This window comes from Kingella oralis, from assembly GCF_014054985.1.
GTDB lineage: Bacteria > Pseudomonadota > Gammaproteobacteria > Burkholderiales > Neisseriaceae > Kingella_B > Kingella_B oralis.
In genome coordinates this window covers 2,237,751-2,258,588 of the sequence record NZ_CP059569.1, presented here as the reverse complement: position 1 = coordinate 2,258,588, position 20,838 = coordinate 2,237,751, and the positions used below count along the sequence as shown (strand labels likewise).

Below are 20,838 nucleotides of genomic sequence, written 5' to 3'. Positions count from 1 at the left end.
CTATTGTTTAATTTGTCTTTTTCAGGCTGCCTAGATGGATTAGGCAGCCTGAAAACTCAAATACTCATTCAAAAAACAAGCTGTTTGAAGCAATAAACCAACCCCGCCAGTTCGTTTTATGACTTGGTATTATTTTTCCACTTTGCGTTTAGCACACATAATTTCCGCCTCAACCGCCAACTCGCCATTCACTTTTGCAACAGCTTTAAACTTGCCGATACCCCGCTTGCTTTGCAGCAGCTCAATCTCAAAAACAAGCTGATCAGCAGGAATAACTTGGCGTTTGAATCGTGCATTATCAATCCCCGCAAAGAAATAAATCTCATCAGGATTGCGCCCGCCTTCGGTCAAAATAGCCAATGCGCCACATGCTTGTGCCATCGCTTCAATAATCAACACACCGGGCATAACAGGATATTCAGGAAAATGCCCCACAAACTGCGGCTCATTCATGGTTACGTTTTTAATTGCCGTAAGCGATTTTCCGCTTTCAAACGCTGTGATACGGTCAATCAGCATGAATGGAAAACGGTGAGGAATCAGTTTTTGAATATCTTTTGCTTCTATTGGTAGAGAAATGTTCACTTTGTTTTTTCTTTTGCAAATAATTAAAACCAATCTATGTTTCATGTGAAACACAGACACGAGACTAACGATTTTTCAATGCTTCGGTTAATTGCGGCACAACTTCAAACAAATCGCCCACAATACCAAAATCTGCCACATTGAAAATTTGGGCATCAGGATCTTTGTTAATGGCAACCACAACTTTGCTGTCCTGCATCCCCGCAACGTGCTGAATCGCGCCTGAAATACCAATCGCAAAATACAATTCAGGCGCAACAATTTTACCCGTTTGCCCCACTTGATAATCATTTGGCACATATTCAGCATCCACCGCCGCGCGTGATGCACCAATCGCTGCGCCTAATACATCGGCTAATGGTGTTAAAACAGCATCAAACTGCTCCGCACTCCCTAATGCGCGACCTCCCGCCACAATTACTTTTGCTTGTGTTAATTCCGGGTGGTCGGATTGTGTTAATTCGCGCGACACAAATCGACTCAGCTGCTGCGCCGGCGTAGCCACCACATTTTCAATTTCTGCCGCTTGCTTGCCGTATGTTGCCGCATCAAATGCGCTGGCGCGAATGGTCAGCACCAGTTTTTCTTCATTGCTGGATACGGTGGTGAGCACATTGCCTGCGTAAGTAGGGCGGATAAAGGTTTGTTTATCCACAATCTCAGTTAAATCCGAAATTTGCGAACAATCCAACATCGCCGCCACGCGCGGCATAATATTTTTACCAAACGCGCTAGCCGTGGCAACAAAATATTGATACGGCGCAGCCAGCGAAACAACAAGCGGCGCAATTTCTTCTGCCAACGGCTCGACAAAATGCGTGGCTTCGGCGTGCAACACTTTGTTCACACCGCTAATTTTACTGGCTTGCTCGGCCACTTTCAGGCTGCCTGAACCTGCTACCAGCGCATGAACTTCGCCTAATTTTTGCGCAGTATAAATAGCGTGTAATGAGGCTGGGTTTACTTGCTTGCCATCATGTTCTACTAATACCAAAACGGTCATTTTCTTTCCCTTTTTTAAATTGCTTTGGCAGCCGCCAGTTTTTCAACCAATTCAGCCACGCTTGCCACTTTCACACCCGCTTGACGCGCTTTGGGTTCAGCATAGTGTTTCACGTGCAACCGCGGTTCAATGTTTACAGCCAATTCTTCAACCGATTGCTTTTCAATTGTTTTTTTCTTCGCTTGCATCAGCGCAGGCAGCTTCACAAAACGCGGCTCGTTCAAACGTAAATCTGCGCTAATCACAGCCGGCAATTTCAACGCAACCGTTTCCACACCGCCATCAATATCGCGCGTAACCACCGCCTCGTCGGCAGACAATGCCACTTTGCTGGCAAACGTGCCTTGCGGCGCGTTCATCAATGCCGCCAGCATTTGCGCCGTTTGGTTGGCATCGTCGTCAATGGCTTGTTTACCCAGTAAAACAAGGCTAGGCTGCTCTTTATCTACGATTTTTTTCAATAATTTAGCCACGGCCAACGGTTCAAGCGACGCATCGGTTTCCACATGAATGGCACGGTCGGCACCCATTGCCAAAGCAGTTCGCAGCGTGTCTTCACATTTTTTTTCGCCCAGCGATACGGCGACCACTTCGTTGATTTTGCCTGCTTCTTTCAAACGCACTGCTTCTTCTACCGCAATTTCGTCAAACGGATTCATCGACATTTTCACATTGCCGATATCCACGCCCGAGCCATCTGCATTCACGCGCACTTTCACATTGAAATCAACCACGCGTTTTACCGCCACCAATGCTTTCATGAGAATTCCTTATACCGTTATTTTCAGGCTGCCTGAAACCAATAAAGGGCGGTATTTTATCGGAAAAGCACATTTTTGAACACGTTTTAACATAGCCGTTGTTTTATTATCCACAGATTGAGGCAGCCTGAAAACGACAGCCTGTTTGTTTTCCAAACTTATCCACATAATGTTGCTGTTTACGAAATTTTATCCACTGCTATTCACACCCTATCCTTGTTTTCAGGCTGCCTTTTCCAAAGCCATAAATACAATCCAACATTTTGAAATTATTTTATTTTTAAACTTATCAACAAACAGATAGCGCATTCTTTATCTTACATAATCAGTTTATATTTAAATTTTGGATTTAAATACTATTACCGGCAACGCAGGTTTCTTGCATTGTCTATCCCATGCCAATGGAGTAAAGTTACAGCTTTCTCAACTCGCAAGGAATAGCTATGAAAGGCGATATTGGTGTAATCGGTTTGGCGGTAATGGGTCAAAATTTGATTTTGAACATGAACGACAAAGGCTTTAAAGTGGTGGCGTTCAACCGAACCGTTTCCAAAGTGGACGAATTTTTAAATAGTGCTGCAAAAGGCACCAATATTATTGGCGCACATTCTTTGCAAGAGCTTGTGGACAAATTGGAAAAACCTCGAAAAATCATGCTGATGGTGCGCGCGGGCAGCGCGGTGGACGAATTCATTGCGCAAATTGTGCCTTATCTGGAACAAGGCGACATCATTATCGATGGCGGCAATGCCAATTATCCCGACACCAACCGCCGCACGGTTGAACTGGCTGCCAAAGGCATTCGCTTTATTGGCGCAGGCGTTTCAGGCGGGGAAGAAGGTGCGCGGCATGGCCCATCTATTATGCCAGGGGGCAATCCCGAAGCGTGGCAATACGTTCAGCCAATTTTGCAAGGCATTGCGGCAAAAACGCCTAATGGCGAGCCTTGCTGCGATTGGGTGGGCGACAATGGTGCGGGGCATTTTGTGAAAATGGTGCACAACGGCATTGAATACGGCGATATGCAGCTGATTTGCGAAGCCTATCAATTTATGAAAGATGGCTTGGGCATGACGTATGACGAAATGCACGAAACGTTTAAATCTTGGAAAAACACCGAGTTAAATTCTTATTTGGTGGACATCACCACCGATATTCTTGCCTACAAAGACATAGACGGCACGCCGCTGGTGGAAAAAATTCTAGACACCGCAGGGCAAAAAGGCACGGGCAAATGGACTGGCATCAACGCTTTGGATATGGGCATTCCGCTCACGCTGATTTCCGAATCGGTGTTTGCTCGTTGCGTTTCGGCGTTGAAAGAACAGCGCGTTGCCGCCGCCGGCTTGTTCCCCCGCAGCATTGCGCCTGTTTCAGGCAGCCGCGAAGAATGGCTGGAATCGCTGCGTTTATCGTTGCTCGCATCCAAAATTATTTCGTATGCCCAAGGCTTTATGCTGATGCGCGAAGCCAGCAACACGTTTAATTGGAAATTGAATTACGGCAAAACCGCGCTGTTGTGGCGCGAAGGCTGCATCATCCGCAGCGTTTTCTTGGGCAACATCCGCGATGCATTTGAAGCCAACCCTGATTTAGCCTTCTTGGGCGCAGACCCGTATTTCCAAAAAATCCTGCTCAACGCCTTGCCCGCATGGCGCAAAACCGTTGCCAAAGCGATTGAAATCGGCATTCCCATGCCTTGCATGGCGGCGGCAATTACTTTCCTAGACGGCTACACTTCCGCGCGCTTGCCTGCCAATCTGCTGCAAGCCCAGCGCGATTACTTCGGCGCGCACACCTACGAGCGCACCGATAAACCGCGCGGCGAGTTTTTCCACACCAATTGGACGGGCACAGGCGGCAACACCGCTTCCAGCACCTACGAAGTGTAATCAGTTATCACATATGTTTTCAGGCTGCCTATCTGTCAGAGGCAGCCTGAAAACCATCCACAGGAGTAAACAACATGGGTTGGTTTTCCCGCAAAGAAGAAGCCTTTTTTCTTGCCACCGTAACGCCGAATGATATTCAACTAGACGCTTATTTGGGTATTGTGAACGGCGAAGCGATTATCGGCGCCAACATTTTCCGTGATATGTTCGCTTCCATACGCGATGTGGTCGGCGGGCGCGCGGGCGGCTATGAACGCGCATTGGCTGGCGCGCGCGAAGCGGCGTTGGCGGATATGAAGCAGGCCGCGAAGGAGCTGGGCGCAAACGGCATCATCGGCATCGATTTTGACTACGAAGTGTTGGGCGAAACCAATGGCATGATGATGGTAACCGTGAGCGGTACGGCGGTTAAAGTGGCGGTTTAATGGTTGAGGCAGCCTGAAAATAGGTAATCCCATTTTCAGGCTGCCTTTTATTGTGTATAACTTTGTTGATAAAACGTCATCCTATTGTTTTAAATAAAAATAATCAGGGATAACTTGATGTGCAAAAGGCAGCCTGAAACAGGGGATAACCAATTTCAGGCTGCCTTTTGGATTGCGGCAAACTAGCTCACGCCCAACGTTTCAATCCCCGAAAATGCGCGCGGCATCGCATCATCATCGGGAAATTCCACCCACTCAAACGCCGTTTCGTCCTCCAGCACCTTGCGCAGCAGCGCATTGTTAATCGCGTGCCCCGATTTATAACCCTCAAACGCGCCGATAATCGGATGCCCGACAATATACAAATCGCCAATCGCATCCAAAATTTTGTGGCGCACAAATTCATCGGGATAGCGCAGCCCTTCGGGGTTCAGCACATCGGTGTCGTCAATCACAATCGCGTTGGACAAATTGCCGCCCAAGCCCAAATTGTGCGCGCGCATCAGCTCCACTTCTTGCATAAAGCCAAACGTCCGCGCCCGCGCAATCTCTTCCACATAAGACTTTCCTGCAAAATCAATCTCAAATGTGGGCGACGAGCGGTTGAACACAGGATGGTCAAATTCAATCGTGAGCCGCACTTTAAAGCCGTTATAAGGGGTAAATTTCACCGCTTTATTCGGCTCTTCCAGCGAAACTTCTTTTAGTATCCGCAAAAAGCGTTTTTCTGCCTGCTGCTCCACCACGCCCGCATCTTGCAACAAAAAGATAAACGGCAAACTGCTGCCGTCCATAATCGGGATTTCGGGCGCGTTCAACTCCACCAAAATGTTATCCACACCATACGCCGCAAATGCCGACATAATGTGCTCAATCGTGCCCACGCGGATGCCGTTTTCGGTAACGATGGTGGAAGAAAGGCGCGTGTCGTTAATCAAATAGGGCGTGAGCGGCACAATTTCGCCCTGCTCGCCCGATAAATCGCTGCGGCGAAATTGGATGCCCGTGTTTTCAGCGGCAGGATGCAGGGTAAGCGACACGCGCTCGCCCGAATGCAAGCCTACGCCTGTGGCGGTGATGGATTTGGCTAGGGTGCGTTGTTTCATGCAGTTATCCTAAAAATGATTTTCAGGCTGCATCATAAACCATTTTAGGCAGCCTGAAAGTGTGGTTAAGGCAATAAAAAAGCGTGATAAAGCCGATTTATCCACAGTAAAGCGATTTACGTTTCATTTTATCCACAGTTATCCCAATCAATTAACCGCCATCGCGCACAGATTTTTGTTTATCTTATTTTGTTATCAAATCATTTGTTTAACCGATTTATCCACAATGCGTGCTGTGCCTCATAAATATCATCTTTTTATTTTTTAATCTTTTGTTTTTAATTTAATTACAAATACAAACTCGCCCAGCCAAAAACAAAAGCCTTTTGCGTTTAAGCGTAAAAAATGGTAAAAAGAAGCGTTTTTCAACGCACAGAAGGAACGTAAAAATGGCAGTTAAAGTGGCAATTAACGGTTTTGGGCGCATTGGACGCTTGGCTTTGCGCCAAATCTTGAAAACAGACGGCATTGAAGTGGTTGCCGTAAACGATTTAACGCCTGCTGATATGCTGGTTCATCTGTTTAAATACGATACCACGCAAGGTCGCTTCAACGGCACGATTGAGCAAAAAGAAGAAGCGTTTCTCGTAAACGGCAAAGAAATCAAAGTGTTTGCCAAGCCTAATCCCGAAGAATTGCCTTGGAAAGCATTGGGCGTTGATGTGGTGTTGGAATGCACGGGCTTTTTTACCAGCAAAGATAAAGCCGAAGCGCACATCCGCGCGGGCGCGCGCAAAGTGGTAATTTCTGCGCCTGCGGGCAACGATATGAAAACCGTGGTGTTTAATGTGAACCACAATGTCTTGGATGGCAGCGAAACCGTGATTTCTGCGGCTTCTTGCACCACCAACTGTCTTGCGCCGATGGCGGCGGTGTTGCAAAAACAATTTGGCGTGGTGCAAGGTTTGATGACCACCATCCATGCCTACACGGGCGACCAAAACACGCTGGACGCGCCGCACCGCAAAGGCGATAAACGCCGCGCTCGCGCCGCTGCGGCAAATATTGTGCCCAACAGCACAGGCGCAGCCAAAGCCATTGGCTTGGTGATTCCTGAATTGAACGGCAAATTGGATGGCGCGGCGCAGCGCGTGCCTGTTGTTGCGGGTTCGCTGACTGAATTGGTTTGTATTTTGGAAAAAAATGTAACCAAAGAAGAAGTGAATGCTGCGATGAAAGCCGCTGCCAATGAATCGTTTGGCTACACCGAAGATGAAATTGTGTCGTCTGATGTGGTCGGCATGGAATTTGGTTCGCTGTTTGATGCCACGCAAACCCGCGTGCAAACGGTGGGCGACAAGCAGTTGGTGAAAACCGTGGCTTGGTATGACAACGAGATGTCTTACACTTGTCAACTGGTGCGCACGTTGAAATTCTTTGCTGAAAAAATTTAAGTTATCCACATTAAAGAGGCAGCCTGAAAACGTATTGAATGCGGTTTCAGGCTGCCTTTTATTGTTGAGTAAAGTCTTATTATTACAAATAAAATTTCTTAACCACGTTTAAATCATCATCCAATTTGTACACCAAGGGCTGCCCTGTGGGGATTTCCAAGCCCATAATGTCGTCGTCGGAAATGCCTTCAATGTGTTTTGCTAGCGCGCGCAAGCTGTTGCCGTGCGCCGCCACCAACACGCGCTTGCCGCTGATGATGGCGGGGGCGATTTGGTCTTCCCAAAAGGGCAACACGCGTTGCAGCGTTACTTTCAAATTTTCGCCATCGGGCACCACATCGGCGGGCAAATGGGCGTAGCGGCGGTCGTTGTGGGCGGAAAATTCATCGTCTTTGCTTAACAGCGGCGGCAAGGTGTCGTAGCTGCGGCGCCAAATATGCACTTGCTCATCGCCGTATTTTTCGGCGGTTTGTTTTTTGTCCATGCCTTGCAATGCGCCGTAATGCCGCTCATTCAGCCGCCATGTTTTGATTTGCGGCACCCAAAGCTGGTCGCTTTCTTCCAGCACGATGTTACAGGTTTTGATGGCGCGGGTTAAAACCGAGGTGAACGCGATGTCAAACTGGTAGCCTGCGGCTTTGAGTTTGCGCCCCGCTTCTTGCGCTTCGGCGATGCCCTTTTCGCTTAACTTCACATCGCGCCAGCCTGTGAACAGGTTTTTGGCGTTCCATTCGCTCAAACCGTGGCGGATAAAGACGAGTTCCATGATGTTCCTTTTTGGTGGGTTGAAAGGTGTGATTTTAAAGGATTTGCGCACCAAGCTGGCGGGAAATGGCGGATAAGTTGACAAAAGGCAGCCTGAAAAAGGCAACGGCGCAGTTTAGGCATTGCCGTCTGCCTGCGCCGTTGTTTTTCGCTTCGCTCAAACGCGCTTGGTTTGTTTTCAGGCTGCCGATTGTTCGCGAAAATTCGCCCCTTTAAACACGCGCACGGGGTTGCCGCGTTCCACTTGGTATAACTGCGAATGTGCATGGGCGGAGTGTTGTCCCAACGCTGCCGAATGCTGTTCCGCCAGCTTCAAAGCCAGCAGTTCGCGGGCGCGTTTTTTGTTGGCGTGTTGGCTGCGCTCGCTTTCCACGCGCACCGAAACGCCTGTTGCCAAATGCGTGGCGCGCACGGCACTGTCGGTTTTATTGACATGCTGCCCGCCTTTGCCGCCCGCGCGGCAGGTTTCAAAACGGATGCTGTCGTCATCGGGCAGCGCGGGGATTTGCGGCAGCCTGAAAACGCCGATGTACCAATTTTTGCGCGGATGCTTGGGTCGCACGGGGCTGTTGCCAATCCATTGCAGCGTGCCGAGCCAGCGTTGCGCCAAGTCTTCTGCGCCCGCGCCGCTGAGGGCAAATACGGCGGACAAAATGCCGTGTTTGCTGGCGGTTTGGCTCAACAGCTCGGCTGCCACGCCTGCGGCTTCGGCTTCGCGCAAGATTTTGCGTAACACAAATTGGGCGAAAATTTGGCATTCGGCGGGCGATTGCCCTGTGGAGAGTTGCAGATAAATCATAAAGTTCCTTGTATTTTGGTTTCAGGCTGCCTTTTACACGGAGGCAGCCTGAAATTAGTTCAGTATCAATCGGCGCAACCGCCCGCTGTTTTGTAAGTCAAAACAGGCTTCATCCGCGCCACCAATTCAATCAGCCCAAAATCGCGCATGGCAGCGATTACGCTGTCTATTTTTTTGTAGGCTTGCGGTGCTTCTTCAAAAATCAAGGCTTTATCTTCGCAGACCACTGCGCTGCCAAATGCGGTTTGGCGCAGGCTGGCGGCGGAAAATTTGTGCGACAAGCGCGCTTTGCATTCGCCGCGCTGCCATTTGCGCCCCGCGCCGTGCGCCAAGGAAAACAAGGCATCTGCGCCATTTTCTGCAATCGGGCGCACAAGATAGCTGTAATCGCCGCGCGAACCGGGGATAACCACCAAGCCGCAATCGGACGGCGTTGCGCCTTTGCGGTGCAGCCAGCCCGTTGCGTTATCCAGTTGAACGCGTTGCAAAAAATTGTGGTGCACATCCAGCAGACACGCGCCCTCTGCGTTCCAACGCGCCAGCATACGCTCGGCAATCAGGCGGCGATTGGTGCGGGCAAAATCCAGCGCGGCATCGTGTTCGGCAAGATATGCGGCGGCTTCGGGCGTGTTTTCAGGCAGCCCTGCGTGGTTAAATTTATCCACATGGTGGCGCAAAATATGCTGCCCCAAGCCGCGCGAACCACTGTGTACCAACAGTTGCAGGCATTGCGGATTGAACGCGGCGGGCAGGCTGTCGGGCGCGTAAACGGTATCCACCGCTTGCAGCTCGGCAAAATGGTTGCCGCCGCCGATGGTACCCAAGGCAGCCTGAAACGGATGCTGCGGCAGCAGCTCGTTTATCCGCGCCTGCCAATCCTCGCCTAGCGGCGCGTCTATGCTACCCAATTGTTTGACCAATTTGCCGGTTTTGGCTTTGTGTGCGGCCAAATCGGTTTGCCAAAATGCCATGCCGCAGCCGATGTCGTTGCCAATCAGCGCGGGGTAAAAATGCCCGATGCTAAAAAAAGCCGCGCCGACGGGATAACCGCGCCCTGCATGCAAATCGGGCATGCCCGCCACGCGCTGCATGTGCGGCAGTTTGGCGGTGGTTTCCAGTTGTTGAACGGCGTTGCCTTCTATCCAGGTGTTTGAATTTTTGATGATAATGATTTGATTGCCCATGTGGGACACTTTCTTTTTGCTTTTGTTGAGACGTGTTTCAGGCTGCCTAAAACGGCATGGCATTGAAATCTTTGTCTAAACAATAATTGGAGAAAGCAGCCCGAACGGGCGGTTAGATAACGCGCGCGGCGTTCAGGCTGCCAAGTTGGATGGTAGTTTGAGCGATGGTTTGCATGGTTTATCCTTTCTTGGCAATGGGTTGAACAATGAAAGCGCGGATGATACGCGCGGGCGGCGGAGTTTGGCAAATTTGAGCCGGATAATGGTGGCAAAGTGTGGTTTTTGCTTCGTATAAAGCCCAAATGCGATTTCAGGCTGCCTTTACATTGAGGCAGCCTGAAAACCTTTACACATTCTTAATACACTCCTAATTATCTCCTAATTTTCGCTCTCCATACTGCGAACCGTTGTCAAGCGACACACATTTTCTTAACCACTAACAGGAGTCATACCATGAAATTCAACACCCAAAAAACCGCAGCCGTTTTATTTGCCGCATTGTTTGCTGCCGTTTCCGCGCCTGCGCTGGCGGGCGGCGATTACCTGCACTACGAGCAAAACCGCGCCCAATACATTACGCACGAAAAAGCGGCGCAAATTGCCGTTGCCAAAGTGGGCGGCGGGCAGGCGACGGAAGTGGAATTTGACCGCAGCCGCAACAAGCCCGACCATTTTGACGTGGACGTGCGCACGGCAAACGGGCAGAAATACGAAGTGGAAGTGAATGCCAAAACGGGCGCGGTGATTTCCAGCAAATTGGACGACTAATCGGCGCAGGCGCTTAGGCAGCCTGCGTAGCGAAGCGCAGTTGCGAAGCTAAAACAGTTTGTTTACCGCGAATTACATTCCCTTTTTCTTGTGAGATTGGACGTGCCGGGCGCGTCCTTTTTTGCGTGCGGCGGTTTTATTCGCACGACAGAATGCGAACGCTGCCGTTGGCGATTTGAAATTTCACTTCTTTGCCGGCGATGGTCGTGCCGTAGATGCGCTCGGGGAGGTCTTGATAGGCGGGGCGGGGGTCTTGGGCGAGGCTTTGTTCGATTAGGGCGCGCTGTTCGGGGGAAAGCGCGGATGGGCGGCTTTCAGGCTGCCAAATCACGTTTAACCGCTCGGGCGCGCCGTTCACAAAGCCTGCGCGGGCTTGGGGATGGGCTTCGGCAAAGGGGATGTAGGGTTTGATGTCTAAAATGGGCGTGCCATCTAGCAGGTCGCCGCCTTGGCAATGGATGTGCACGCGGCTGCCTGTGGTGTCTATGCGGATAAGGCGCAGCAGGGAAAGCCCGATGTGGTTGGGGCGGTGCGGGCTGCGGGTGGCGAATACGCCCATTTTTTGTTTGCCGCCGAGGCGCGGTGGGCGAACCATTTGCGACCAGCCTTCGTAGATGGCATCGTGAAACAGAAATTGTAGCCAGATGTAGTCAAAGCCGTCTAAACCGCGCACGCTGTCGGCGGTAAATTCGGGGTTGAGGATAAGGATGATTTGGGCGGCGGGGACGAGTTGGGGCTGGCGGGGAATGCCGAATTTTTGGGCGTAGGGGGATTGGACTGTGCCGATGGGGTGAAGGGTGTGGAGCATGGTTTCAGGCTGCCTTTTGGGATGGGTGTGGGTATTTTATCGTGATTGGTGGCAGCCTGAAAAAAGGAAACCAGCAATAGTTTACTAACCAATGCGCTGGTTTATTTAAGACAGCTTGAAAATAGAGTGGGTTGGCTGTTTGAATAAAAAGACGGGCATTTTTTAGGACAGAATTAGCAAATCAGTTAAACGGGCTTTGCCAAACAATCCTCAACCCGTTTTCAGGCTGCCTGATGCGCAGGCAAGATTAGGTAAACGGCGGAATCAATTGTAAAATAGGCAGCCTGAAAGTTTGAAAACCGATTTTCAGACTGCCTTTTAACCAACAAACATAAAGGAACACAATCATGCGATTACTACACACCATGCTGCGCGTGGGCAATTTGGATAAATCTTTGGCGTTTTACACCGAAGTGCTGAACATGAAACTGTTGCGCCGCAAAGACTACCCCGACGGGCGTTTCACGCTGGCGTTTGTGGGCTACGGCGAAGAATGCGACACCACCGTGCTGGAACTCACCCACAACTGGGACACGCCGTCCTACGACTTGGGCGCGGGCTACGGACACATCGCCATAGAAGTGGACAACGCCGCCGCAGCCTGCGATGCCGTGCGCGCCAAAGGCGGCAAAGTCATCCGCGAAGCCGCGCCGATGAAACACGGCACCACGGTTATCGCGTTTGTGGAAGACCCAGACGGCTACAAAATTGAATTTATTGAAAAAGGCACGGGCGCAGATACCTACAAAGGCGCGTAAACCCGCGCCCAATCATCCGCCCAAGGCAGCCTGAAACAGGAAAAGCGCGTTTCAGGCTGCCTTTCCCTGCCAATTTGCTAAAATACCGCTTTTTTCCCAACCGTCAGCCATCATGCAAAATCCCCCTGCCCACGAACTCCACATGACCACCCTGATTACCCCCGCGATGGCCAATTTTAGCGGCAATCTACACGGCGGCGAGCTGCTCAAAATGCTAGACCAAGTTGCCTACGCCTGCGCCAGCCGCTATTCGGGCAATATGTGCGTAACGCTGTCGGTGGACCAAGTGATGTTTAAAGAGCCGATTCATGTGGGCGAGCTGGTGAACTATTACGCCAGTGTGAACCTGGTGGGGCGCACCTCCATGGAAATCGGCATCCGCGTGGAAGCCGAAAACATCCAAACACGCACCGTGCGCCACACCAATTCTTGCTATTTCACCATGGTTGCCATGAAAGACGGCAAGCCCGTTGCCGTGCCACCGCTGGCATTGCAAACCGAGCAACAAATCCTCCGCCATGCCGCCGCCGAGCAGCGCAAAAAACTGCGCCTGCAAGCCAACCGATAGGCAGCCTGAAAAGTTATTTACCCGTTTCAGGCTGCCTCAGCCATCCCCATCCGTTATCCCAAAATGTTATCCACACAACCATCCACAGCCGCGCAACCCACCATCGCCGCCATCGCCACCGCAGCAGGACGCGGCGGCGTGGGCGTGATTCGCATTTCAGGCAGCCAGCTTTTGCCCATTGCCCAAGCCATCACAGGCGGCAAAACGCCCAAGCCGCGCACCGCGCTCTATACCGATTTTTTAGACGAACACGGCAACGCCATCGACAACGGCATCCTGCTCTATTTCGCCGCCCCCGCCAGCTTCACCGGCGAAGACGTGATAGAACTGCAAGGGCATGGCGGGCAAATTGTGCTGCAAATGCTGCTCAACCGCTGCCTGCAACTGGGCGCGCGCATCGCCGAAGCAGGCGAGTTCACCAAACGCGCCTTTTTAAACAACAAATTAGACCTTGCCCAAGCCGAAAGCGTTGCCGATTTAATCGACGCATCCAGCCAAGCCGCCGCCCGCATGGCGGTGCGCTCGCTCAAAGGCGCGTTTTCCAACCGCATCCACGCCCTTGTGGACGATTTAATCACCCTGCGGATGCTGGTTGAAGCCACGCTGGATTTTCCCGAAGAAGAGATTGATTTTCTGGAAGCCGCCGATGCCAAAGGCAAGCTCGCCGCGCTACAAAACGAACTGTCCACAATTTTATCCACAGCCGGGCAAGGCGCGATTTTGCGCGAAGGCATGAACGTGGTGCTGGTGGGCGCGCCCAATGTGGGCAAGTCCAGCCTGCTTAACGCGCTGGCGGGCGACGACATCGCCATCGTAACCCACATTGCCGGCACCACACGCGACACCGTGCGCGAACACATCACGCTAGATGGCGTGCCTATTCACATCACTGACACCGCAGGGCTGCGCGAGACCGACGATTTAGTAGAAAAAATCGGCATTGAACGCAGCGAAAAAGCCGTGCAAAACGCCGATGTTGCCCTGATTTTGATAGACCCCGCCGAAGGCATCAACGCCGCTACGCAGGCGATATTGAACAAGCTGCCCAGCAGCCTCACCCGCATTGTTATCCACAACAAAGCCGACTTGCGCAACGAAACGCCCAGCCGTGTGGATAACCAGATAGGCAGCCTGAAAATTAAAACGGATACGCCCGCCACGCTCATTAAACTATCCGCCAAAACAGGCGCAGGCTTGGATTTGCTCAAACAAGCCTTGCTGGATGCAGTGGGCTGGCAAGGCGAAAGCGAAGGCTTGTTCCTTGCCCGCAGCCGCCACATCCACGCGCTAGAAACCGCCCAGCGCGAGCTAGACAACGCCGCCCTTTGCGGCAACCACCAGCTTGAACTGCTTGCCGAACACCTGCGCCTTGCGCAAAACGCGTGCAGCGAAATCACCGGCGAATTTACCGCCGATGATTTGCTGGGCGTGATATTCAGCCGCTTTTGCATTGGCAAATAGGCTGAATGCGTTTTCAGGCTGCCTCAAAGTGCAGGCAGCCTGAAAACCAATCAACGCCGTTATCCCTTTCTCTAATCCCCCCGAGACCCATCATGGCAAAAAAATCCCCGCCCAAAACATTTGAAGACGCAATCGCTCGTTTAGAAGCCATCACCCAATCCATGCAAAACAACGCCCAACCGCTAGAAGAAGCCCTAGAAAACTACGCCGAAGGCGTGGAATTGGTGCGCTACTGCCAACAAAAACTCGCCGCCGTAGAGCAAAAAATTCAAGTGTTAGACCACGGCGATTTAAAAGACTGGGAGCTAGAAGGTGAATGATTTTGTAACGTGGCAAAAAACCGCGCAGGCGCACACCGAAGCCGTGTTGCAACAGATGCTGCCTGAAACCGCCCTTGCGCCGCAAGGCTTGCACGAAGCGATGCGCTATGCCGCATTGGATGGCGGCAAACGGCTGCGCCCGATGCTGGTGTTAGCCGCCGCCGAGCTGGGCAACCGTGTTCAGGCTGCCTGCGAAGCCGCGCTGGCGGCGGTGGAATGCATCCACGTTTACTCGCTGGTGCACGACGATATGCCCGAAATGGACAACGACACGCTGCGGCGCGGCAAGCCCACCTGCCATGTGGCGTATGGCGCGGCAACCGCGCTGCTGGTGGGCGATGCCTTGCAAACGCTGGCGTTTGAGCTGCTGTCGCGCCAAACCGATTTACCCGCCGCGCGGCAGCTGCGCATGCTCAACGTGTTGGCACGCGCCTCGGGTAGCACAGGCATGGCAGGTGGACAAGCAATTGATTTAGCTAACGTGGGGCACGATTTGCCGCAAGATGCGTTGGAGCAAATGCACAGCCTGAAAACAGGCGCGCTGATTCGCGCGGCGGTGCAGCTGGGCGCATTAAGCTGCCCCGATGTGGATGAGGCCGCGCTCGCCGCGCTGGACGAATACGCCGCCAAACTCGGCTTGGCGTTTCAAGTGATTGACGACGTGTTGGACTGCGCCGCCGACACCACCACGCTGGGCAAAACCGCAGGCAAAGATGCCGATGCCGACAAGCCCACCTATGTGAAACTGCTCGGCTTGGACGCGGCGCGAGGCTATGCCGAACAACTCGCCGCCGACGCCATCAACGCGCTGGCAACGTTTGATGCACGCGCCACACGCCTGCGCGAGCTGGCAGAATTCACCGTCGGGCGCAAGTTCTAACCACCCCCGCCGACCATCAAACAGTGCATCATCAGGCAGCCTGAAAATACTTTTCGCCAGCGCACGGCTTGCCAGCAAGCCGTAGAAAGCGCGGGGTGAGCGTTTCAGGCTGCCTGTCTTTGCGCCCGCGTTTTAAGCTGGGCTTGTTACCCGGCCCGAATCTTTGAGGCAGCCTGAAATCTAAAATGGCGCGGCGACGGCTCGCCGCCAAATAGTATTCAACGGGGCTTTACGGGTTGGAAAAATGTCGGCGAGCTGACGCGCCAAAGAGGCAGCCTGAAAAAGACAAAACCGTTTGGTGTCACGCCAAACGATTTTTTGCAGGACGGATGGTTTTAGCTTCGCTGCAGCCTGTGGTTTTAGCTTCGCTGAAACGCACTTCGTTCGTTTTCAGGCTGCCTTATCGCGGTTGCCACGCTCTGCTCTCTCTTCCAACTTCATCCGCTTGTTGCGCCGCCGAATCAGCACCACCCACAGCGAAAACAGCGTGGGCAGCACTGTCCAAAACACCAGATAAATCAACACCCGCGCGATGCCCTGCGGATACTGCGCGATGGAAAACATCAGCGTGACGAAAACATAGCCGATTAGGATGATGTGCCACATGCCTACCGCCCGTGCGTGAGCCGCAGAACCGCGCCGTTTTGCTTGTTAATCACATGTTGGATGGCGCGGCTTTTGCCGTACACGTTGGCGATATGAACTTCGGCGGGTGCTTCGGCATGGGCGCGGGTTTGAACAAGGATGTGGCCGTTTTGGCTGAGGAGGTTGTGTTCGGGGGAGGCTTGGGCTGGGGTGGTCATAAACAGGGCGGTTAGAACGGGGATGGTTAAAGGTTTGAGCGGCATGGTGTTCCTTTGCGATAACCGTTTTCAGGCTGCCTGTGGATTGTGCACAGACAGCCTGAAAATCATTCTTCGTTGCCGTTTCGTTCGGCTAACTGCGCTTCCAGCGCTTTGAGGCGTTTGTGCATTTCGTTCAGGTGGTTCAGGTGCACGGCGTTGCGCGTCCATTCGCGGAAGGTTTGCATCGGGTAGATGCTGGCGTAGTGCGTGCCGCTTTCTTTGATGCTGTGGGTAACGGATGTGCCGCCGCCGATGGTGGTTTTGTCGGCGATTTCAATATGCCCCACCGTGCCCACGCCGCCGCCGAGGATGCAGTAGTCGCCGATTTTCACGCTGCCTGAAATGCCGGTGCACGAGGCAATGACGGTGTGCGCGCCGATTTGGCAGTTGTGGGCGATTTGAATCAGGTTGTCGATTTTGGTGCCGCGCCCGATTGTGGTGTCGCTCATCGCACCGCGGTCTATGGTGGTGTTGGCGCCGATTTCCACATCGTCGCCCAGCGTAACCGCGCCCGTTTGCGGGATTTTGAGCCAATGGTCGCCCGCAAACGCCAGCCCGAAGCCGTCTGCGCCGATGATGCTGCCCGAATGGATTTCCACGCGCTCGCCCAGCGTGCAGCCGTGGTAAACGGTTACGTTGGGGTGCAGTACGACTTGGCTGCCGAGCGTGCAATCGTGTTCCACCACGCTGTTGGGCAGGATGCGGCATTGTTCGCCCAACACCGTGCGTGCGCCGATGTACACATTTGCGCCGATTTCGCAGCTGGCGGGCACGCGGGCGGTAGGGTCTATCACGGCGGTGGGATGGATGCCTGCTTGAGCTATGGGCGCGGGGTGGAACAGCCTTGCCACTTGGGCGAAGTAAAGATAGGGGTCGGCGGCGATAATCAGGTTGCGATTAGGGAAAAGTGCGGCGGCTTTTTGCGCAACGATAATTGCGCCTGCTTGGCTGTGCTCCACTTCGCTTTTGTATTTGGGGTTGGCGAGAAAGGTGATTTCATGCGCTTGGGCACGGGCGGCGGGGGCGATGGCAGTGATGACGATGTCGTTGCCGATAAGTTCGCCGCCGAGTTGGGCGGTAAGCTGGGAGAGGGTGAATTGGGTCATGGGAGCTCCTTGCGGGTAGGCTTGGCTGAATGGGGTTTCAGGCTGCCTTGTGCGTTTCAGAGGCAGCCTGAAAACGATAAACAACGGCATAAGTAGGGCGTCTATTCCATCATAACGCCAAAGGCAGCCTGAAATTCGTTTCACCGTTTTCAGGCTGCCTTTTGGGTTGTATTACTTCATTTCATCCAACAGTTTAATCACGCGGTCGGTGATGTCGTATTGCTGGGTAACAAACACCGCTTCTTGCACAATCAAATCGTATTTTTCTTTTTCGGCAATATTGCGGATAACCGTGTTGGCGTTGTTTTGCAGCGCGGCAAATTCTTCGTTGCGGCGCAGGTTGTATTCTTCGGCAAGGCGGGCGGAGGCGATGCGGTATTGCTTGCCTGTTTCCAGTAATTTGGCTTCGGTTTGTTTACGCGCCGCGTTGCTCAGTTTGCCGCGCGTGAGCTTTTGTTTAAGTTGAATGCCTTGCTGTTGCAGTGCGTTGAGTTTTTGCTGCTGCGCGCCAAATTCTTGTTGCAAAGTGGCTTCAATGCGTTGCGCGGCTTGGGTTTCGGTGTAAACGCGCTCGGGGTTTACATAGCCAAACTTTTGCACGCGCTCGGCATGGGCGGGCAGCGCAATAAGGCAGCCTGAAAACACAGCAGCGGCGCAAAGATTTCGGATGGTTAGGGGTTTCATGTTGTTCGTCCTATTTTTGGTTTGTTTGCGATACGCGGTGGGATGGCGCGCGCGTAGGGATGAGTGTATTCATTGCGTGCGGATAAAGCAACCGCGCCAATCAATTTTCAGGCTGCCTATATGCCGCTTAAATCAATAAAAGCCCGTTGGCAGTTTGCAAATAACTGCCAACAGGCTTTTTGATTTTAGAACACAGTGCCCAGTTGGAATTGGAAGCGTTGCACTTGGTCGCCCGTTTTTTTGTTGAGCGGCAAGGCGTAGCTCAATTTAATTGGGCCGACGGGGGAAATCCACGTTAAAGCCAAGCCTGTTGAATAGCGCAATTCTTCTTTAAAGCTGGATTTATGGCTGCTGGTGTAAAAACCATTGCTGCCATAAGGATTGCTGCGGCTGTATGCAAATTGGTTGTAGTTTTTGCCATCCCACACGCTGCCCGCATCAGCAAACAAGCTCATGCGAATACTTTTGCTGTCTTTTAAGCCAGGGAAGGGGAACAGCAATTCGGCATTGGCGTTCACGGCAAATTTACCGCCGTATGCCTCAGTGTCCAGCGAGCCATCGTAGGGGTCAACGTCATACACTTTGGGGCCGAGCGTGCCTGTTTCGTAGCCGCGCACCGAGCCTAAACCGCCGCCCGATTGGGTGTACATAAACGGCACATCTTTGGTTTTGCCATAGCTGCCGCTGTATCCAATTTGCCCATTCAGCATCAGGGTAAACGAGCGAGAAATCGGGAAGTACCAAGTTTGTTGGTGCCCTAATTGATAATATTGCAAGCCACTGCCGGGCAGGCCGATTTCGCCTGTTACATTGGCGTTGTAGCCGCGGGTGGGCCAATAGCCGTCATCCGTAGTGTTGCGGTACCAGCTGAGCAAGCCTTTGTAAATCCAGTTGTTGCGCTTGTTTTCATCCACAAAGCGTTGATAACGATAAGGCGGGTTGCGTAACAGCGTAACGCCCATGTGTTCCACGCCCAAGCCAAAGTTTACGCGGTCGTATTCGGTAATCGGGATGCCCATGGTTGCCGTGCCGCCGTAGCGCGTCATGCGGTAATTGCGGCGCGTGCTGGTGCTGGTGGATTTGGACGGGTCGTAGCGCGAGCCGAACAGGCTGTAAGTCATGCTCACGCCGTCGGGGGTGAAATAAGGGTCGGTGAACGACAGGTTTGCCGATTGGGTTACTTTGCTGCGCGACACGTTCAGCGAAGCGGATTTGCCCGTGCCGAACAAATTGTCTTGCGACACGCCCGCCGCCAAAATCAAACCGTCGTCTTGCGACCAGCCTGCCGATGCATTCAGGCTGCCTGTGGCGCGTTCTTTCACGGCAACGGAAACATCCATTTGCTGTTCGTCTTCGGGCACGGGCGCGGTGGTTACCTGCACGTCTTCAAAATAACCCAGCTGGCGCAAGCGTTCTGCCGAGCGGTTGAGCTTGGCTTGGTCGTAGGTTGCGCCTTCCATTTGGCGCATTTCGCGGCGGATGACTTCATCGCGGGTTTTGTTGTTGCCGCTGATTTCAATTTGGCGCACCGCCACGCGGTTGCCAGGGTTAAGCTGCACGGTCAAATCCACATAATGCTTGCCGTTTTCCTCGCGGCGGCGCGCTTCGGTGGTTACTTCGGCGCGGGCATAGCCTGCGGATTGCAAATCCAGTTTGATTTTGGCTAGCGCTTCTTGCAGCGTGTCCATGTTGCTCAAACTTCCCGCTTTGATTTTTTTCAGGTGTTTTTGCAATTGGGCAATCGGCACTTCTTTGTTGTCGCCTTCAATTTGGGTGTCGCCCCAATAATAGCGTTCGCCCTCGTGCACGCGGATGGTTACGCTTTCGCGCGTGCGGTCTTCGTTGAGCTGGCGTTGCACGTCTTCAAAGTCCACTTTGAAATCAAAATAGCCTTTGCGGTGGTAGAACGATTCTAGGCGGGCTTTGTCTTTGCTGAATTTTTCCCATGAGAACACGTTGGATTTGGTTACCCACGAAATCCAAGTGCCGTCGGTTAAGCCAATCACGCGGCTGAGGCGGTAATCGGAAAAGTGTTCGTTGCCTTCAAAATCCAGTTTTTTCACGCGCGTGGTTTCGCCTTCTTCGATGTTGATGGTTACGGCAACGCGGTTTTGCGACAACTCTTGCACTTCGGGCGTGATTTTTACGTTGTTTTTGCCTTGCTCTTTATAGGCGGCATCTAAGGCGCGCAAGGCGCGAATCAGGGCTTCTTGGCTGAAAAAATCGCCTTTGGCTAAGCCTGCGCTGGCAATGGCTTGCGCGGTGCTGGAATCGGTGGTGCGTTCAAAATCGGCTTGTTTTTGGTCATACGATTTTTCGGTGTCTTGCTTGCTGTTCACCAAATCTTCATCGCTGCCTGCGTTGCTGGCGCGCACGGTGGACATTTGCTTCACAATGGCATCAGTGGGCAAAACTTTCGCGCCTTTCACCGTTAATTCGCTCACAATCGGGCGTTCTTTCACGGTGATAATCAGCATATTGCCGTTTTGTTCCAGCAGGGCGTTTTCGTAGAAACCGCTGGCGTGCAGGCGGCGGATGATGTCTTCGCCAACGGCATCGGTGTAGGTGTCGCCTTCTTTTACGGGCAGCAGCGAGCGCACGGTGGCTTCGGAAGTGTGTTGCTCGCCTTCAATGCGGAAGTTTTTGATGGTGAAATCGGCTGCCCATGCGGGCGCGGCAATGCCGAGTGCGATGAGGGTGGCGGTGAGGTGTTTGAGTTTCATAGG

The 20,838-nt window shown here is 52.6% G+C and carries 24 protein-coding genes; 9 read left to right on the top strand and 15 right to left on the bottom strand.

Going from position 1 to position 20,838, the window contains the following annotated elements:
* Positions 1-129: 129 nt before the first annotated feature.
* The 3 genes from fabZ to H3L93_RS12160 form a co-directional block, all read right to left on the bottom strand.
* Positions 130-585, bottom strand: coding sequence for a 3-hydroxyacyl-ACP dehydratase FabZ (gene fabZ / locus H3L93_RS12170; RefSeq protein WP_040559135.1), 456 nt, complete (start codon positions 583-585; stop codon positions 130-132).
* A 64-nt stretch (positions 586-649) separates the two neighbouring features.
* Complete coding sequence (locus tag H3L93_RS12165; RefSeq protein WP_003798281.1) at positions 650-1,588, bottom strand: electron transfer flavoprotein subunit alpha/FixB family protein; 939 nt, start codon at positions 1,586-1,588, stop codon at positions 650-652.
* Between the two features lie 14 nt (positions 1,589-1,602).
* Positions 1,603-2,349, bottom strand: coding sequence for an electron transfer flavoprotein subunit beta/FixA family protein (locus H3L93_RS12160; RefSeq protein ID WP_003798279.1), 747 nt, complete (start codon positions 2,347-2,349; stop codon positions 1,603-1,605).
* A gap of 443 nt (positions 2,350-2,792) precedes the next feature.
* Between H3L93_RS12160 and gnd the strand changes: the two genes are divergently transcribed.
* Both gnd and H3L93_RS12150 read left to right on the top strand, forming a co-directional pair.
* A complete protein-coding gene (gene gnd / locus H3L93_RS12155; RefSeq protein ID WP_003798273.1) occupies positions 2,793-4,241 on the top strand; it encodes a decarboxylating NADP(+)-dependent phosphogluconate dehydrogenase in 1,449 nt (482 codons plus the stop codon).
* A 74-nt stretch (positions 4,242-4,315) separates the two neighbouring features.
* Complete coding sequence (locus H3L93_RS12150; RefSeq protein WP_003798271.1) at positions 4,316-4,666, top strand: heavy metal-binding domain-containing protein; 351 nt, start codon at positions 4,316-4,318, stop codon at positions 4,664-4,666.
* 182 nt (positions 4,667-4,848) lie between these two features.
* Here the strand turns inward: H3L93_RS12150 and lpxC are convergent, their stop codons facing one another.
* The gene (lpxC, locus tag H3L93_RS12145; protein ID WP_003798270.1) at positions 4,849-5,772 is read right to left on the bottom strand and encodes a UDP-3-O-acyl-N-acetylglucosamine deacetylase; all 924 of its coding nucleotides are present in this window, start codon (positions 5,770-5,772) and stop codon (positions 4,849-4,851) included.
* 389 nt (positions 5,773-6,161) lie between these two features.
* Here lpxC and gap point away from each other — a divergent pair, with 389 nt between their 5' ends.
* The gene (gene gap / locus H3L93_RS12140) at positions 6,162-7,166 is read left to right on the top strand and encodes a type I glyceraldehyde-3-phosphate dehydrogenase (protein WP_003798267.1); all 1,005 of its coding nucleotides are present in this window, start codon (positions 6,162-6,164) and stop codon (positions 7,164-7,166) included.
* Positions 7,167-7,248: 82 nt separating this feature from the next.
* Here the strand turns inward: gap and H3L93_RS12135 are convergent, their stop codons facing one another.
* The 4 genes from H3L93_RS12135 to H3L93_RS12125 all read right to left on the bottom strand — a co-directional run bounded on the left by H3L93_RS12135 (position 7,249) and on the right by H3L93_RS12125 (position 9,914).
* Entirely contained in the window at positions 7,249-7,932 is a 684-nt protein-coding gene (locus H3L93_RS12135; protein WP_003798264.1) for a 2,3-diphosphoglycerate-dependent phosphoglycerate mutase, read from the bottom strand.
* Positions 7,933-7,966: 34 nt separating this feature from the next.
* Positions 7,967-8,092 (bottom strand): hypothetical protein, encoded by a 126-nt coding sequence (locus tag H3L93_RS13400; RefSeq protein WP_003798263.1) that lies wholly within the window; start codon positions 8,090-8,092, stop codon positions 7,967-7,969.
* 17 nt (positions 8,093-8,109) lie between these two features.
* Positions 8,110-8,730, bottom strand: a complete 621-nt coding sequence (gene prfH / locus H3L93_RS12130; protein ID WP_003798262.1) for a peptide chain release factor H — start codon at positions 8,728-8,730, stop codon at positions 8,110-8,112.
* A 65-nt stretch (positions 8,731-8,795) separates the two neighbouring features.
* The gene (locus H3L93_RS12125; protein ID WP_003798260.1) at positions 8,796-9,914 is read right to left on the bottom strand and encodes an RNA ligase RtcB family protein; all 1,119 of its coding nucleotides are present in this window, start codon (positions 9,912-9,914) and stop codon (positions 8,796-8,798) included.
* Positions 9,915-10,367: 453 nt separating this feature from the next.
* Between H3L93_RS12125 and H3L93_RS12120 the strand changes: the two genes are divergently transcribed.
* Positions 10,368-10,682 carry a PepSY domain-containing protein gene (locus tag H3L93_RS12120; protein WP_003798258.1) on the top strand — a complete coding sequence of 105 codons (315 nt, stop codon included), beginning with the start codon at positions 10,368-10,370 and terminating at the stop codon, positions 10,680-10,682.
* A 136-nt stretch (positions 10,683-10,818) separates the two neighbouring features.
* On the opposite strand, the gene tsaA is transcribed toward H3L93_RS12120, so the two are convergent.
* Positions 10,819-11,490: a tRNA (N6-threonylcarbamoyladenosine(37)-N6)-methyltransferase TrmO gene (gene tsaA, locus H3L93_RS12115; protein WP_003798257.1), complete on the bottom strand. Its 672-nt coding sequence runs from the start codon at positions 11,488-11,490 to the stop codon at positions 10,819-10,821.
* 347 nt (positions 11,491-11,837) lie between these two features.
* On the opposite strand from tsaA, the gene gloA reads away from it, so the two are divergent.
* The 5 genes from gloA to H3L93_RS12090 all read left to right on the top strand — a co-directional run bounded on the left by gloA (position 11,838) and on the right by H3L93_RS12090 (position 15,477).
* Complete coding sequence (gene gloA / locus H3L93_RS12110; protein ID WP_040559064.1) at positions 11,838-12,248, top strand: lactoylglutathione lyase; 411 nt, start codon at positions 11,838-11,840, stop codon at positions 12,246-12,248.
* Positions 12,249-12,360: 112 nt separating this feature from the next.
* Positions 12,361-12,816 (top strand): acyl-CoA thioesterase, encoded by a 456-nt coding sequence (locus H3L93_RS12105; RefSeq protein ID WP_003798252.1) that lies wholly within the window; start codon positions 12,361-12,363, stop codon positions 12,814-12,816.
* A gap of 63 nt (positions 12,817-12,879) precedes the next feature.
* Positions 12,880-14,277, top strand: coding sequence for a tRNA uridine-5-carboxymethylaminomethyl(34) synthesis GTPase MnmE (gene mnmE, locus H3L93_RS12100; protein ID WP_182077690.1), 1,398 nt, complete (start codon positions 12,880-12,882; stop codon positions 14,275-14,277).
* A 92-nt stretch (positions 14,278-14,369) separates the two neighbouring features.
* Positions 14,370-14,597: an exodeoxyribonuclease VII small subunit gene (xseB, locus tag H3L93_RS12095; protein ID WP_003798240.1), complete on the top strand. Its 228-nt coding sequence runs from the start codon at positions 14,370-14,372 to the stop codon at positions 14,595-14,597.
* Positions 14,598-14,652: 55 nt separating this feature from the next.
* Positions 14,653-15,477 (top strand): polyprenyl synthetase family protein, encoded by an 825-nt coding sequence (locus H3L93_RS12090; RefSeq protein WP_081446126.1) that lies wholly within the window; start codon positions 14,653-14,655, stop codon positions 15,475-15,477.
* 31 nt (positions 15,478-15,508) lie between these two features.
* Here the strand turns inward: H3L93_RS12090 and H3L93_RS12085 are convergent, their stop codons facing one another.
* From H3L93_RS12085 to bamA, 6 genes are all read right to left on the bottom strand, one after another.
* Positions 15,509-15,688, bottom strand: a complete 180-nt coding sequence (locus H3L93_RS12085; RefSeq protein ID WP_003798235.1) for a hypothetical protein — start codon at positions 15,686-15,688, stop codon at positions 15,509-15,511.
* Between the two features lie 179 nt (positions 15,689-15,867).
* Positions 15,868-16,083, bottom strand: coding sequence for a hypothetical protein (locus H3L93_RS12080; RefSeq protein ID WP_003798234.1), 216 nt, complete (start codon positions 16,081-16,083; stop codon positions 15,868-15,870).
* A 2-nt stretch (positions 16,084-16,085) separates the two neighbouring features.
* Positions 16,086-16,325 carry a hypothetical protein gene (locus tag H3L93_RS12075; protein ID WP_003798231.1) on the bottom strand — a complete coding sequence of 80 codons (240 nt, stop codon included), beginning with the start codon at positions 16,323-16,325 and terminating at the stop codon, positions 16,086-16,088.
* 62 nt (positions 16,326-16,387) lie between these two features.
* A complete protein-coding gene (gene lpxD, locus H3L93_RS12070) occupies positions 16,388-17,428 on the bottom strand; it encodes a UDP-3-O-(3-hydroxymyristoyl)glucosamine N-acyltransferase (protein WP_040559061.1) in 1,041 nt (346 codons plus the stop codon).
* Between the two features lie 171 nt (positions 17,429-17,599).
* A complete protein-coding gene (locus H3L93_RS12065; protein WP_003798229.1) occupies positions 17,600-18,112 on the bottom strand; it encodes an OmpH/Skp family outer membrane protein in 513 nt (170 codons plus the stop codon).
* 185 nt (positions 18,113-18,297) lie between these two features.
* Positions 18,298-20,835: an outer membrane protein assembly factor BamA gene (gene bamA / locus H3L93_RS12060; RefSeq protein ID WP_003798228.1), complete on the bottom strand. Its 2,538-nt coding sequence runs from the start codon at positions 20,833-20,835 to the stop codon at positions 18,298-18,300.
* Between the last annotated feature and the right edge of the window lie 3 nt (positions 20,836-20,838).